This window comes from Gallibacter sp. Marseille-QA0791 (assembly GCF_965119705.1).
Taxonomy (GTDB): domain Bacteria; phylum Bacillota; class Clostridia; order Peptostreptococcales; family Anaerovoracaceae; genus Lentihominibacter; species Lentihominibacter excrementipullorum.
This window is the reverse complement of sequence record NZ_CBCPMH010000001.1, coordinates 240,494-255,681: the sequence shown is the minus strand read 5'-3', so window position 1 is coordinate 255,681 and position 15,188 is coordinate 240,494. Positions and strand designations below refer to the sequence as shown.

General features: G+C 50.1%; 14 protein-coding genes. 2 read left to right on the top strand and 12 right to left on the bottom strand.

Annotation, left to right across the window (positions count from 1 at the left end; translation table 11 throughout):
- Positions 1-18 precede the first annotated feature (18 nt).
- From ACQY69_RS01260 to mtaB, 7 genes are all read right to left on the bottom strand, one after another.
- Entirely contained in the window at positions 19-360 is a 342-nt protein-coding gene (locus ACQY69_RS01260; protein WP_428257951.1) for a histidine triad nucleotide-binding protein, read from the bottom strand.
- On the bottom strand, positions 357-923 hold the full coding sequence (locus ACQY69_RS01255) for a signal peptidase I (RefSeq protein ID WP_428257949.1): 567 nt from the start codon (positions 921-923) through the stop codon (positions 357-359). Before ACQY69_RS01255 ends, ACQY69_RS01260 begins: the two co-directional genes overlap by 4 nt.
- Positions 910-2,022 (bottom strand): hypothetical protein, encoded by a 1,113-nt coding sequence (locus ACQY69_RS01250; protein WP_428257947.1) that lies wholly within the window; start codon positions 2,020-2,022, stop codon positions 910-912. Before ACQY69_RS01250 ends, ACQY69_RS01255 begins: the two co-directional genes overlap by 14 nt.
- Positions 2,019-4,103 (bottom strand): SHIRT domain-containing protein, encoded by a 2,085-nt coding sequence (locus ACQY69_RS01245; RefSeq protein ID WP_428257946.1) that lies wholly within the window; start codon positions 4,101-4,103, stop codon positions 2,019-2,021. Before ACQY69_RS01245 ends, ACQY69_RS01250 begins: the two co-directional genes overlap by 4 nt.
- Complete coding sequence (locus tag ACQY69_RS01240; protein WP_428257945.1) at positions 4,096-4,623, bottom strand: hypothetical protein; 528 nt, start codon at positions 4,621-4,623, stop codon at positions 4,096-4,098. Before ACQY69_RS01240 ends, ACQY69_RS01245 begins: the two co-directional genes overlap by 8 nt.
- A gap of 15 nt (positions 4,624-4,638) precedes the next feature.
- Complete coding sequence (locus ACQY69_RS01235; protein WP_428257943.1) at positions 4,639-5,280, bottom strand: SipW-dependent-type signal peptide-containing protein; 642 nt, start codon at positions 5,278-5,280, stop codon at positions 4,639-4,641.
- 182 nt (positions 5,281-5,462) lie between these two features.
- Positions 5,463-6,815: a tRNA (N(6)-L-threonylcarbamoyladenosine(37)-C(2))-methylthiotransferase MtaB gene (gene mtaB / locus ACQY69_RS01230; protein ID WP_428257942.1), complete on the bottom strand. Its 1,353-nt coding sequence runs from the start codon at positions 6,813-6,815 to the stop codon at positions 5,463-5,465.
- A 105-nt stretch (positions 6,816-6,920) separates the two neighbouring features.
- Between mtaB and ACQY69_RS01225 the strand changes: the two genes are divergently transcribed.
- Positions 6,921-8,747: a polysaccharide deacetylase family protein gene (locus ACQY69_RS01225; RefSeq protein ID WP_428257941.1), complete on the top strand. Its 1,827-nt coding sequence runs from the start codon at positions 6,921-6,923 to the stop codon at positions 8,745-8,747.
- Between the two features lie 62 nt (positions 8,748-8,809).
- Here the strand turns inward: ACQY69_RS01225 and ACQY69_RS01220 are convergent, their stop codons facing one another.
- The 5 genes from ACQY69_RS01220 to ACQY69_RS01200 form a co-directional block, all read right to left on the bottom strand.
- A complete protein-coding gene (locus tag ACQY69_RS01220; protein ID WP_428257939.1) occupies positions 8,810-9,721 on the bottom strand; it encodes a D-2-hydroxyacid dehydrogenase in 912 nt (303 codons plus the stop codon).
- Between the two features lie 3 nt (positions 9,722-9,724).
- The gene (locus tag ACQY69_RS01215) at positions 9,725-10,501 is read right to left on the bottom strand and encodes a 16S rRNA (uracil(1498)-N(3))-methyltransferase (RefSeq protein ID WP_428257938.1); all 777 of its coding nucleotides are present in this window, start codon (positions 10,499-10,501) and stop codon (positions 9,725-9,727) included.
- A complete protein-coding gene (gene prmA, locus ACQY69_RS01210) occupies positions 10,498-11,478 on the bottom strand; it encodes a 50S ribosomal protein L11 methyltransferase (protein ID WP_428257936.1) in 981 nt (326 codons plus the stop codon). The genes ACQY69_RS01215 and prmA overlap by 4 nt, the downstream gene beginning before the upstream one ends.
- A 90-nt stretch (positions 11,479-11,568) precedes the next feature.
- Positions 11,569-12,510 carry a DDE-type integrase/transposase/recombinase gene (locus ACQY69_RS01205; RefSeq protein ID WP_428257935.1) on the bottom strand — a complete coding sequence of 314 codons (942 nt, stop codon included), beginning with the start codon at positions 12,508-12,510 and terminating at the stop codon, positions 11,569-11,571.
- Positions 12,511-12,690: 180 nt separating this feature from the next.
- Complete coding sequence (locus tag ACQY69_RS01200) at positions 12,691-14,025, bottom strand: MATE family efflux transporter (RefSeq protein ID WP_428257933.1); 1,335 nt, start codon at positions 14,023-14,025, stop codon at positions 12,691-12,693.
- A 78-nt stretch (positions 14,026-14,103) separates the two neighbouring features.
- Between ACQY69_RS01200 and ACQY69_RS01195 the strand changes: the two genes are divergently transcribed.
- Entirely contained in the window at positions 14,104-14,955 is an 852-nt protein-coding gene (locus ACQY69_RS01195; RefSeq protein WP_428257931.1) for a MerR family transcriptional regulator, read from the top strand.
- The last annotated feature ends 233 nt before the right edge of the window (positions 14,956-15,188 follow it).

The following is a 15,188-nucleotide window of genomic DNA, read 5'->3' as shown; positions in this document are numbered from 1 at the left end:
ATAGAGATATCCCTTCCATCAGCCCGGCGGCCATGTCATCTTTCTCTTGCCCAAAAGATGGAAATGAAGATGCTTTACAGTCTGAAAGCCATCCTCACCGCAGTTGTTGACCAGTCTGTACCCGTTTTCAAGTCCCAGCGTCTCAGCTATCTCCCTGACCTTTATCATGATATGACCCAAAAGCTCCTTGTCCTCTTCCGTCACATCGTCAAGAGACGCGATGTGCTTCTTGGGGATTATCAGCACATGCACCGGAGCCTGCGGATCCAGATCCCTGAAGCAGAGGATATCATCGTCCTCGTATACCTTGTTGGACGGGATCTCTCCCGATACTATCTTGCAGAATACGCAGTCGCTCATTTTCTCACTCCTCTCATAAAATTATCGACAGCTATATTATAATGCCTCTTTGATTTTTTTGCTATCCTCACGGACAACTTTCTCGATGATTTTGATGCCACAGGAAGCCTCCTGCCAAAGCCCAGTGAAAGAATGATCGACAGCACCGCTGACATCGCCGCTAAAACCATCGGCTCTCTCAGAATGCAGACCGCGTACCCCAATCCCGGCACCCTTGATATCACTGTCCCCTTGATATTTCCCTTTTTCACAGGAGCCGGATCAGCCGTATCGTTGTTGTCTCCCTTCATTACATATCTTCCGTCAAAATCGATGTCCTCTACCCGATGGACTACAGAGACTCCTGCCATCTCATACATCACGATATCCCCTTCCGCCGCAGCCCTGTCCCGGGTATCCACGAAACACAGACTGCCCGTCGGTATCTCAGGCTCCATGGAGCCTGAAACGATGACTACAGGTCTTATCCCTGCCATTACCGCCATCGCAGTCAATATCACGACCGCGGCCAGGACGCGGACCGGCGCTGCAGCCGGAAAACGCCTGCTGTTAAAGCTCCTCATCTCTTTTCCTCTTCATCTTCACTGCGCATATCACTGATATACCGCTTACCAGACACACCGCAGCCGCCCACAGCACTGTACTGCCATCTCCCGTCCCGACAGCCTCATCCTCTACGGCAAAATACCAGGTCTGGCAGCTTTCCTGGAAACTGTACCTGTTATCTGCTTCCGGCGGGAGACTCATCATCACCGCGATATCCTTCTCCTCTCCCGCTTTCAGATCTGCCACCGGTCTGTAACTGGAAAAGCTGCCGCCTGCCACTGTTCCGCTGTATACCGTCGCCCCGTTGTCCACCCTCATCCTCATCACCTTCGAGAGATCGTCACCCTCCCACTCGGTTTTAAAAAACAGCTTCACATCCTCGCGGTTGTCATTTCTCACAGTGATGACCCCTGTCTTCGTATCTCCCGGCATGAGACAGGTCAGATCCGAAAAGTCATCTGTTCCTACGCATATGCCCGCCGCTTCATCACAGATGACCCGCACGCCCTGCCTTTTCCCGGAGACGGCTTCACTGACAAGATGACCGCCAGTCTTTTTAGAATCCGTTATGGATACTTCACCCCACGGCTCCTCTGAATCGAAATCAGGGCTGAAGCCCTCAGCCTGTATGGCATCCGCGCTGATCCTCACCGCCATTTCTCTGCTTTTCATATAATCCCATTCTTCAGGGACCGTAAACCCGTCGCACACATCCAGCATATCCCCGGCACTCATCACCTTCGTACAATACATATATCCGCCGATTTTCTTCCAATCTTCTTTCACGCCACAGATGTGCTCAGTCAGATCCACTCCCTCCGCTCCCGCGTCGGCCGACAGCGACACCCTTACATACGCTTTGTCTGCTTTGTTCTCCACCTGAGGTACATATGACACCATCTTTTCCGCGTCGATGACTGTCGCTGCGGCGGCGTCCTTCCTATGACCATCATCCTCTGTCCAGGCTTTCACCGATATATCGATGCCTCCTGTAGAGATGCGCCGGCCTGATTCCCAGAAAGGCGTCAACACACCCCATGCCGAGGCAGCGCTTCCGGCCGCCAGGACTGCGCCCAACACCAACGGTACGAACGTTCTCCTCATCCTGCCATTCATCTCCTGCCTCCTTCCAGCTTGTTTATCACCACATCACAATGGGAGAACCTGTCCCATCTCGTCTTGATATTATCGAACAATACGCTGACATATGCCGCATCGAATCCTGGATCTTCAGGCTCACAGGCGCTTGGTTCGAGCGATATCGTCAGACAGGCGCCGTCAGCCGCGGCGGCGATCTCCCCGCCACTGCTGTCATCGCTGTGATACCTGGCTGAAACGCTTCTGCTTTCAAATCTCAATGTTTCAATTTCCTCCACGGTATAGTCATCTTCCGGCAAACGCATGGCGACGCATTCCGCCTTTACATATCCGTCTCCGAAGGTGAAACACGTACCATCTTCGTCCACGAATCTTGCGTTCTCCTTGACAGCCTCCATCACTTCCTCACTGAACGTCACCGACTTATACCAGGTCTTCCCCGATTTTTCTCCGCTCACCCTGAACAGGAATGTCGGTTCTCCGTGTGATGCCGTAAACTGCTCCGCATCTGCCTTGAGCCGCTTCACTATCACCAGCTTCGGTTCCGGTACATACCGCCACGTTCCGGTAAACGTCACATCGCCGTTCTCCACTGTCTGCCGTGAAGCGTCCCATGACAACACCCATCTGCCCTTCCTTGTCCCGTCTCTGTTTTTCACTTCCAGCGCTGTCCCTTCCGCCGGTGCGGCTTTTCTTACAACGACATCTCCGTGATAGTAGACCGACTCATCAGAAACGGCGTATGCTCCTCTCTCAGCACTTATCTCCTCCGGCAGCCTCCTGCCATCTGTACCGCTCACATACGTGTATTCAACTCTGAAAGGTTTCCTTACACTTATCTCCTGCCTGTTGGTGGTCTGTTCTATCCCCGATATGACAGAAAAGGCCGTGTCGTCGATAGTCCTGACCGGTTCGTCTAAAGGCTCCGCCACCGTAATTATCCTCAGTGTATAAAGGCTGCCGTCGTAGTTTCCCTGATCCTTCAGGAAGCTGTCGTCAAACCGGAATGTTACTTTCTTCGACGCGTCATCATAGGTCAGATCCCCCTTTGCCGTTACATCTCTCCCGGATGCGTCCCGCACCTTCGCCGATCTGTATGAAAGACCTTCAGGGATGTCATCAGCAATGACCATTTCCGGATATCTTGTGACCGTATCCACGAAAAATGTCCCGATCTTCTGCTTCACATCTATCGTCACTGTATCTCCCGGCTCGTATGGCTTCGTCCCGTCTATCTCCAGCGACGGCTCAGGCAGCATCCCCGCCCTGTACTGACTGTATACCAGAAGTCTCGTCCGACAGTTTGTCGCGTAATATCTCCCTTTGAACCGGCCGTTGTCGGTCGTGATGTAAAGCCCGGTCTTGATATACGAATCGTTGCCATCGGTTTCCAGCTGAGACGGGGAGAAAAATCCCCCGCTCTTCTGCACCAACACGCTGCCCGGGTAAAGATAAGCCGTATCGTATCCTGATACAGGTACGAATCCCTCTGCTACGGATGCTACGTTCTGGAACGTGTCCAGATCTGCTACCGCCTGAAAACACGGCAGCTCCACCACAGCTCCGTTGTCTGCGTATGTTATCTCATACGATATGTCCGTCGTGTGCGTCAGCTTGTATCGTGTCCCCGTAGTCTTCATGGAGGACACATCGCTGACGGAATACCAGAGGCAGAGAAATTCACCGTCGCAGTTGGCGATATTGCTGTCGCTGCTCCCCGTCTGCACCAGCTTCTCCACCTTGAGCCTGACATCCACGCTCCTGCCGTTGATCTGTCCTGCGTTGCTGTAGATCACCGTCAGCGGATCAGTATAAGTCCTGGTGCCGCCTCTGTTTCTCGTCACTACGAAACTTATACAGCCCTCTCCGGATCTCTTGTCCATCACCCTTATCGAGTCCTTATAAGCGCTGTTTATAATCCATGTGGCATTGCTGTAGCCTGTCGAGAATACATAGCCGGCAGGAACGATAGTGCTGTTGGACGGCACTCTTCCTGTCGATATGGCGCCGGCCTCCCATGCTCCGATGGACAGATAGAGAATAATGGCTGTCAGCGTCCCGGCGACTGCCGCCAGCTTTCCCGAACACCGCCTATTCATGTTCTCCTCCTTGTCCGACCGGATCGAAAGCCGTGATAGGATCCTCCTCTCCATCTGCCTGCACGGTTTCGCTCATGACTATCATCCTGAATCTCTCTATATCCGCCCCGGCCCTCAGCTCAGTGAACAGCGGAGCAGTCTTCTCCCCAGGCCTCAGCAGCTCTCTGTAATAATAAAACCCGTCCTCCTGCCTGTCCGTCCACTGCGTTTCGTTAAAGTCTACAGACAATACCGATGCTGCATCCGGATCTTCTATCTCCGCGAAGACCCTGACATAACAACTGACGCTTCCTTCGTTTCTCACGGCTACTTCCTTGCCGTAGCTTTTGCCCTTCTCAAATGCCTCGTAGCTGCCAAACTCCTCCTCTATGCGACTGGCGTTTGCTCCGACGGAAAAGCGGTTTACTCCTTCCTCCGCGGATATGAAAAACGCAGCCGCCGCAGGAACAGCCATGGTCACAGCTGCCAGACAAGACACAGTCAGCCATGTGGCTCTTCTTCCCATCTTCTTCATTCTCATCACCACTCCTGTCTGTTATGATCCGGCTTCCAACAGCTTCAACACCTCTTCAGGCCTTCCTTCCCCTACATCCCGGGTCTGTATGGCAAGCGCCTCTACTTCTATGGTCAGCTGGCTCCCATCCAGTTGTCCTTCTATCAGGTTTATCAGCGACACACTGTCGAATACCGGCTCGGTCCTGGAGGCTTTGGCCAGCGATCTCATCTTTCCGTCATCCCCTGTATATCCATATGTATATATGCTCTTTCCATCTTCTGTCTCACTTTTTACCTGAGTCCATCCTTGATTCAGATCATACCGGAACAGATCCTGTACCTCGGCTTTCACATATTCTCCGTTCTGTCCTGCCGTAGCTGCCAATGCCCTTGGCACCGACACTCTCACGAATACATAGGCTTCATTGGCGCCCTCGTTGACCACCGTCGGATCCTTGTCCACCTCTTCCATAGGAGTCATATCCTTGCCCTTTTCCGGATCCCATCCCGGCTCCTCAAGAGAAATATCGATATTGCCTACAGTGAAGATATTTGATACACCATCTCTGTCTGTAAAAAACGCCGTCGCCGTCCCGACGGCTATGATGGCCACAGCAGCCGATACGACCACACCATTTCTGAGAAAAGCTCTCCTTTCGCTCTTTTCATACCATTCCTTCATTGTTTCACGCCCCTTTCTTTTTTGTAATTTATTACCATATATCCATTATATGGTAATATCCATATTTTGTCAACAAAAAAGCATACATTTCCGTATTTTACGAAAATGTATGCAGATCACTTTTCTCAGTCCAACGCCCGTGACCCGAAGCAGGCCTCGAACACGTTTATGTCACACCTCTTTCAGAGGATCTCCCCTGTCATACCGTCGGCAAAAAGGCCCGTGAGTCTGACGCTGACCACTTTTCCCAACAGCCTCTCCGCCGCTGCCTCATCATCAAATGGTATATAAACGCGTATGTAATTTCCCGTATAGCCGGTGATCATCATCTTTTCCTGATGTATCTCCTCCAGCAAAACTTTCTCTGATGTCCCCAGATTCATCTGGAAAAATCTACGCGCCGCCTCCTTCCCGGCCCTGCTCAATTCGTCGCCGCGGCGGTTTTTCACCTGGGGAGCTATATGGCCTTTCATCCCGGCTGCTCTGGTGAATGGCCTCTTGGAATATTTGAAAACATGAGTCCTGCAAAATCCACACTTTTCCACCAGACTGACACTTTCCTGAAAATCAGCCTCCCGTTCTCCCGGAAATCCCACTATGATATCAGTTGATATTCCGTAAAGCGGATTAAAAGCCTTCAGCACTTCGACGATATCCATGTATTCCTTCCTTCCATAGGGCCTGTTCATGGCTGAAAGGACATTGTCGCTGCCGCTCTGAGCGGACAAATGGAGATGGTGACAGAGCTTATCATATTTCAATAATCGTTTCACGTAATCGGCGTTGACTACAGCCGGCTCCAGAGAACTGAGCCTTATCCTGAAATCGCCCGGGATCTCATTCATTCTGGCGATAATAGCCTCCACACCGTAAATCCCGCCCTCCCCGTCTTCGTCCGCTCCGCCGGCTCCGCTCCGATTTTCCATCCCATACAGCGCCGTATTTATACCCGTCAGCACCAGCTCCTTATACCCGGCCGCCACCAGCCCCTCTGCCTCGGCGATTATTTCCCGGAGAGCCCTGCTCCTGACCTTCCCTCTGGCATACGGTATGACACAATATGAGCAAAACCTGTTACATCCCTCCTGTATCTTGATATATGCTCTGGTCCTGCCTTCCGCACTGGCGACAGCACCCATCTCATCGTAGACGTCCAGCTCATCATATCCCTTTATGTGTAATTGCTTCACTCCATCGTCCATATATCTGCTGACGTATTCCGGCAGCCGCCCCTTTTCGTTGGTACCGGTAACGATATCTACCCCTTCTACTGACGACACCTCATCCGGCTTTATCTGAGCGTAGCATCCGGTGACGACTACCACACTTTCAGGATTGATCTTTTTCATTTTCCTTATATACTGCCTGGATTTCTTGTCGGCTACAGCCGTGACCGTACACGTATTTATGACGTAGACATCGGCCAACTCCCTCTCGCCCACTACCTGATACCCTTCTTTTCTGAACTTCTCCGCCATGGCTTCAGTCTCATACTGATTGACCTTGCAGCCCAGCGTATGAAACGCGACTTTCATCGTCTACCTCCTCTTTATCGGTATTTGATAATTATAGCACAGCAGCCCTCTACATAAAATAAGAGAAACTTTCATATCTTTAACTAAATCATCGCGGAGGTTTTCATGAAAAGAAAAACGGAAAGGAAAAAAGCAAGCAAAACAGCGACCTGTGCCATGGTCGCCTGTACGATATTGTCTCTGATGCTGTCATCGCTGATCCACGATCCGGCGATCCTTACGGACAGGAAAACAGGCGGTGCCGGTGGAACCATAGAATGGGTCGATTTCGATGTGCCATACCATGTATTGAAAGCGGCCATGGATACAGACATAGATACTTACGATGAGAAAATACATGTTGACTGGATAGATATACTGGCATACCTTGGATCCAGATACGGCGGCAACTTCGATAATTACGACCGGCATCACATGGACAGCTTCGTCTCCGGCGTCAAAAGCGGAAAATCTGTCGCCACTTTGACGAAAGACATGGAAAGCTTCAGCTATTACCGTGAAGCTTACGGAGCTGTTCTGAATGGCTTCCTCGGTGAATATCAGATAAAGATCCCTGATAAAGCGACCGGCCAGTCTGTCTGGAAAAAAGCCTACGGTCTCAAGGCATTTTCTCCCATCGCAGAAGGATTCGACTACTCCCATTTCGACGACTTCGGCCAATCGCGCAGCTATGGCTACAGCAGGACGCATCTGGGTCATGACATGATAACTGCCACAGGCACCCCTGTGACGGCAATAGAGAGCGGCACGGTAGAAGCCATGGGATGGAACCAGTATGGTGGCTGGCGCCTCGGCATACGAAGCTATGACAAACAGCGATATTATTACTACGCTCATCTGCGAAAAGATACCCCTTACGCCGAAAACCTGTACATAGGAGCCAGCGTGACAGCCGGTGATGTGATCGGATACACAGGACAGACGGGCTACAGTCTGAAGGAAAACACAAACAACATAAATACACCCCATCTCCACTTCGGCATGCAGCTGATATTCAACGAGGATGAAAAGGACAGTCCCGATCAGATATGGATAGACCTGTACGCCATCACCAGGCTCCTGTCTTCCCACCGATCCACAGTGGTAAAAGACGATAACACAGGTCAATACAGCCGCGAATATCCGTTTATCGAGGAAAACCACTATCTGAAAGAGATGCGGGCTTCTGCTGAAATGTCCGACGCTGACGAGATCCAGCTCCCCATCATCATGTATCATGCCATACTGGAGGACAACAAGCTGTCCAGCAAATACATAGTATCACCTGACCTCCTGGAAAAAGATCTGGCCTATATCAGGAAAAAGGGATATACTCCCGTCTTCATGAAGGAAGTCATCGCCTTCGCCGAAGGCAAGGGAAAGCTGCCGGAAAGGCCCATCGTCATCACCTTTGACGACGGCTACTATAACAATTACTACTATGTCTATCCTCTTCTTCAAAAGTACAACATGAAGGCAGTCATCTCGGTAGTCGGTAAGATGTCCGACGAATTCACCGGCAGCGGCGACAGGAATCTCAACTATTCACATCTGACGTGGGACGACATCCTCGACATGCACTTATCAGGATACTGGGAGATACAGAATCATTCCTACGACTGCCACACTTACGATGCGAGAAACGGCGTCTCCCAGGTATCCAACGAAAGCGACGAAGATTACCGTACCTTTCTGACTTCCGATATCTGTCGCCTCCAGGACAAGATAGCCTACGTGACGGGAGTGGCTCCCACTACCTTCACGTACCCTTTCGGAGCTTTCAACGAGAACACCGATACGATACTGAAGGAGATCGGTTTCAAAGCCACCCTCAGCTGCACTGAAGGCGTCAGCACCATAAAAAAGGGAGACCCCGGCTGTCTCTACAAGCTGAAGAGACATCTGAGACCTCCCGGCTCTTCGCCACAGGAATTTTTCACTTTTCTCAACTGAATGGACGCGGCCCGACGCTTCCCGCTGATGCGGCTCATAAACACAGCTTTCCTCCGATACCGCTACACCAGCCTGTTGAGCATCCCACCGTTTATGAAGCTCCTGAGATTGTCAGCACATGTGTCGACGACCGTCCTTCTTGCCTCTATAGGTATGAAGGCTATATGAGGTGTGATATAACAATTTTCCAGGCCAATGAGAGGATTGTCTTCCTCAGGCGGCTCCTGAGCCATCACATCCAGACCTGCTCCGGCCAGCTTTCCGGATCTCAGCGCATCGGCCAGAGCCTTCTCGTCCACCAGCCCTCCTCTGGCGGTATTTATCAGGACAGCGCCGTCCTTCATCCTACTGATGAAGTCGGCGTCCACTATCCCGGTGTTCTCCCTCGTCAACGGACAATTGAGGGACAGGACATCAGAAGTCACCGCCGCTTCCGGATCACGGCTGTAGACGTTGACCGTCATTCCCAGCGCTTCCGCTATTTCTCCCACTCGTCTGCCAATAGCGCCATATCCCATGATGCCAATGGATTTTCCCGCCAACAAAGTCAGAGGCGCCTTCACGAAAGTATAATCCTGACTTCCCTGCCACTGCCCATCGATTATGGCGTCATTATATACCTGGACTTTATTGGTCACCGCCAACAACAACGCTATGGCATGTTGAGCCACAGCGTCTCCCGCATAGGACGGCACATTTGCCACAGCGATGCCCAGCTCCCTTGCCGCATCCAGATCCACATGGTTGAACCCTGTGGCGGCAATGCCTATAAATTTAAGCTCCGGGCAATCCTCCATCGTCTTTCGATCCATCGCCACCGCATCTATGAAAACAGCCTCGGCTCCCCTGATCCTCCCGGTCACTTGCTCCCTGGCCGTCCTCTCATACCAGGTGAAGTCGCTCAGCTCCTGTATCTTTTCCCAGGAAATATCTCCGGGATTGACTATGGCGCAATCGAGAAATACACTTTTCATGACTCAAAGCTCCTTTTCATACATTATCATAGCTATAGCGGCCATCCCCGCGGTCTCGGTCCTGAGGACCGTTTTCCCCAGAGAAAGAGAGATACCTCCCGCGGCGACGATCTCCTTCGCTTCCTGATCAGAGAACCCGCCTTCCGGCCCGATGATGACAGCGATATTCTCAGCGGCATCACTGTTCTTCGCAGCTTCACAATTGCCGCACTCCTCTGCGCGGTCTCCCCGCAGCACATCTTTTATGGTGATCCCTCTTTCGTTCTCATAAGGGAAGAGTACCATATCGAAATCCTCCAGCTTATCGATCATCTCCCGCAGCTTCATCGGCCGGGAGACCTGCGGTATCACTCCGCGCCTGCACTGTTTGACAGCTTCATCAGCCACCTTCTGCCACCGCTGTATCTTCTTTTCAAAATTCCCTTTATCGGTCACTACAGTCCTTGCCATGAAGACTGGAACTATGGCAGCAACACCCAGTTCCACTGATTTCTGGACGATAGTCTCCATCTTTCCCTGCTTCGGGATCCCCTGGAACAATGTCACTCTGACTTTCGGCTCCGCTGTAAACCGCTGCTTATCCAGTATCCGAGCCTCCGCTTTCTCATCATCCAACAGAATGATCTTCGTCCTGTACTCCCACTCCGTAGAATCGGAAATATCTATCTCATCACCCTTTGACAACCTCAACACCTTTTTCATGTGGCGTATGTCTTCTCTGTCATCTATGACTATCGTCTCCTCGCCAACATCCTCAGGCGAAACGAAAAACCTTCTCATTTACCGACCTCTGCGACTATTGCGCACCATTCGTCATCCTCTCTTATTTCCTTTATCTCAAAGCCGGCTTTCTCAAGAGCATTTTCCACCATTTCCTTCTTCTCCGTCAGGATACCCGAGGAAATGAAAACGCCGCCCTTTTCCATGTGATCAGCTACGCTTTCCGAAAGCATGGCTACCAGGTCTGCCATCAGATTGGCCACCACGATATCCGCCTTGAAATCCACTCCTTGCAGCAAATCTCCATGTGTTATTTCAACGACATCATCGACGCCATTAAGTCGAACGTTCTCATTGGCGACCCTTACCGCATCCTCGTCTATATCGATACCCAGGACGGGGCCGCAGCCCAGCAGCGCTGCCGCTATGGAAAGGATGCCTGAACCGCAGCCCACGTCCAGGATCTTCTTGTCCGCCGGCTCTTCTCCCAGATATTCCTCCAGCAGTTTCAGACAAAGTGATGTAGTCTCATGGCTCCCCGTCCCGAAAGCCATACCCGGATCCAGCTCCAGCACGAGCTCATCTCCGGCCGCAGTATATTCTTCCCACGTAGGCTTGATCACCAACCTGTCCGTGACCTTCAGAGGCTTGAAATTCTCCTTCCACTTATCCTTCCAGTCCACATCATCTACATCCACAGTCTCCGCGTATAATCTGCCAAAGTCCACATCCCAGCCGTACAGGCCCTCCAGCTCCTTGCTTTTCAGCATCATGACCGATAATTTCAAGTCCTGTATCCGCTCCCTGTTTTCCGGCGTATCCTCAAAATATACCGATACGACAGGTTCTTTGTCCACGGTCTCCCTGAGACTGTCATCGACATAGTCCCACTCATAGGATACCTTCTTGTCGAGGATGTCCTCCATGTCGGCCGGATCCTTTATGGAAAGCTCATATATCCCTTTGGACATGAACATGGCCGTCAGCTGCTCCACGCCCTGCCTGCTGGCGTGTACTTTGAATTCTATATATTTCATCTCTCTCCTCCTGGATTCATATTGTATATGATTATATCAGAAAAGCCCGGACCAGCCAACAGCTTCCGGGCTTTATGCCGCGTACTATTCTTAGTTGTCAAGACATATGTTACACTTTGAGAAATACTCTGCTACTACCTGATCGGGACTTTTGAAATCTAATACTGTCTTCGCTGTCCTGTTATATCTCTTCTCGTGTTTCGCTACTTTTGCCTTAAGTTCCTTTTCGCTTCTAAACACTTCTTTGCTATATAGGATCTTTCCGTCTTCTCTATGGCTTCTCTCTACCTTGCCATTCTGCCACGGTGAATACGGTCTCGTCCTCCTTATTTCCATTTCCTCTTCTTTTACTGCTTTCTCAAATGCGCTGTCTTTGTCTGTCTTATCGCCATCGTTTACAAATTCTGTTCCGTTATCCACTTGGATAATCTTTATCTTGAATCCCATCCTCTTTTCCAGCTCTTTTATGAATTTCTTCGTCTCATGGGTGCTCTTCTCTTTCACTATCTTCAGTACTCTTTTCCTGCTGTATTCATCTATCGCCGTTATCTGGTAATACTTATCTCCATAGCACGGAAATCTGATGCATTCCTGCGGTACATACTTGATATCTACCTGTACCTTCTCTCCCGGATATATCCCTTGCATGTTCTCATATCTCGTATAGCTTTTCTTCTTACTCTTTACTTTTTTGTATCCTTTTTTTCTTATCTGTCTGCACATGCTGCCAAAACTTCGGGTATACCCTTTGCTTTGACATCTTACATATACTTCCGCAAGCCCATATTTCCCGTTTCTTCGCAGCATATTTTTTATCAGTTTCAGTTCATCTTCTGTATGCGCGTTCGGGCTGCGCTGAGGCTTCCTTGACCTCAGCGCAAGACTCCGAGCGCTTCCATCATATTTTTCAAGCTGTCTGTAAACAAACTGTCTATATGTGTGATATCTTTTTGCTGCCTTTGTTACTCCATACTTTATCGCATATTCACATAAACGCTGGCGATATTTCATTTCTTCTGTTACAATAGCCATGAGAGGATACTCCTTTTGATATGTTTTTTTGTGGTGAATTAATTATATCAGAGTATTCCTCTCTTTTCTTATTTCTTTTGTCACATATGTCTTATCACATTACATTCCGGGCTTTATGCCGCGTACTATATTGTTCTCTTTGGCAACTCTCTCCGGCGGGACGCTTTCCTGTCCGCGGCGTTACCTTAGACTGTAATGATACCTGTCCTTGTACCTGTTGAACATGAAGAAGGACAATCCCATAGTCGTCAGCTCCGCAAAAGCCAGAGTCAGGTAAACACCTGTCATCCCGAAGAGCCAGCTGAGTATCATCACTCCTATGATATTCATTATCAGCGCTCTCGACATGGAGATGAGCGCCGATACCGGACCGTTCCCGTAAGCGGTGAAAAAGCCGGACGCAAATATGTTGATACCGCACAAGAGAAGCGCTACAGACAGGAACCTCACGCCTGTCAGAGCTATCTCAAACAGCTCGCTTCCCGGACGTTCGAATATCATCACGATATACTGACCGAACAGCAGACAGCATACGGCACTGACCAGACATGTGACGATTATGAACCGCTTGGAATACTTTATGAAGATATTCACCTTGTCATAATCCTTAGCTCCATAGAAATAGCTTATGAGTGGCGCTACGCCCATTATATATCCCAGGTGTACTGATATAAGCAGATAATGGACATTGAGTATGATGCTCATAGCCGCTACCCCTATATCACCGGCAAGCTTTATCACGACTATGTTGAAGAAAAAAGTCGTTATCCCCGACGACGCTTCGCTGACCATTTCCGACGAACCGTTGAGGAAACAGTGTCCTATATATTTCCAGTCATTCTTGAATTTGACGAATTTCAGCTTCGTATCAGCGAATATGAAATATGCTCCGCCTACTATCATGATGACAACTATGCCTCCCAGGTTGGCATATGCCGCGCCTTCTATTCCCATTCCCATAGGCCCCATCAATATGTAATCGAGAGCCAGATGGACAAATCCGCCCGAAAGATACAGGCACAGGGTGAATACAGGCCTGCCGTCCACCCTTATGAAATATTCGAACAGCTGCCCCAGGAATGCCGCCGGAAAGCTCCACACCATGATACCAAGAAAATCATGGCAGTAATGCTTCAGCGTCTCCGTTGCTCCGAGGAATTCCACCAGCGGATCCATAAAGATGATACAGACTATCGAAAATATGATACCTGTTATGATGGAAACGATACATATGAGGGTGTACTTTTCATTGGCCCCCTGCTGATCTCCCTCGCCCATCTTTATGGCGACGATAGCGCTGGATCCTGATGCCAGCATCACGGCAAAGCCCCACATTATGCCCTGTACCGGATAAGCTATGGAAAGTCCGGCCAAAGCCTCTTCTCCCACCAGATTCACCACGAATACCGAATCCATATTGTAATACAGTCCTATTATGACCATCATCAGCACAGACGGCCATACGAAATGTATGAATCTCCTGGCTGTTACCTCTCCCGAAAAAATACCATCCATATCATTGACCTCCGGCTATATAATAAAGTATACTGTAACCGTATAGTCAATAACCTTTTTCCACTTCGAGGTAATATAATGAGAAAAATCAGAAAAAAGCCTAAAGGGTACTTCACCACCGGCGAATTCGCCAGACTCTGCGGAGTAAAAAAGCAGACTCTCTTTCACTACGATCAGATCGGTATACTGAAGCCCGAACTGATCGGCGACAACGGATACCGTTATTATTCCATATTCCAATTCGATACCTACAACACCATCTCCATGCTGAAAGAACTGGATATCCCCCTTTCCTATATCAAGGACTTTCTGGAAAACCGCTCTCCCGTCTCATTCCTCACTCTCCTGAAAGAACATGACACACTGATCGACGAAAAGATAGCCGAGCTTCAATGGCTCAAATCATTCGTCAACGGCAAGATAGCCATAACAGAAGAAGGCATATCCGCCCGGCATGGGGAAATAAAGCTGGAACAACGTCCTGAAGAGTACTATATATTTACCAAATACAGCGGCGGTACCGAAGGCGTCGATGAATACGCGGCTTTTGCCGCCCATATAGCCCATTGTCACCAGAACCAGATATACAGCCCATATGTGACAGGCGGCCTTATCGACGTAGACGGAGGCTATGACGACAAGGATTACTATTACTCCCACCTGTACACAAAACTGGATCCCGACGATGTGGCCTACTCTGACGCCAATATAACTGTCATCCCGCCCAGGACCTACGCCGTCATCTACAGCACCGAAGGCTTCCTCCCGATCCTTTCCATGTTCACTAGTCTGATGGAATTCGCCCGCGAAAACCACCTGATGCCCGGCGATCATTTCTTCGAGGACGTACTTCTGGACAGCGTATCACGCTCCAGCCTCGATGGATATGCTGTGAAGCTGGGCCTTCCCATAGAGAGGATGGATCCATAACCGATATCTACAGAGCCTCGACCTTCACCGAAGGTTCTCCAGTCCTTTACACACGACGCTGCCGAATTCCGAGACAACGAACAGAATTCGGCAGCGCTGACACGGCCTTGTGCCGAATTTCCGCTAAAAAGAAAAAATCCGGCAACTACCACTCGCTACCACCACTTTTTTATAAAGACGTGCTGGCAATTGAGCCTAAAGAAACAAGGGGCTGCCCCTCAGCCGACCGTCAG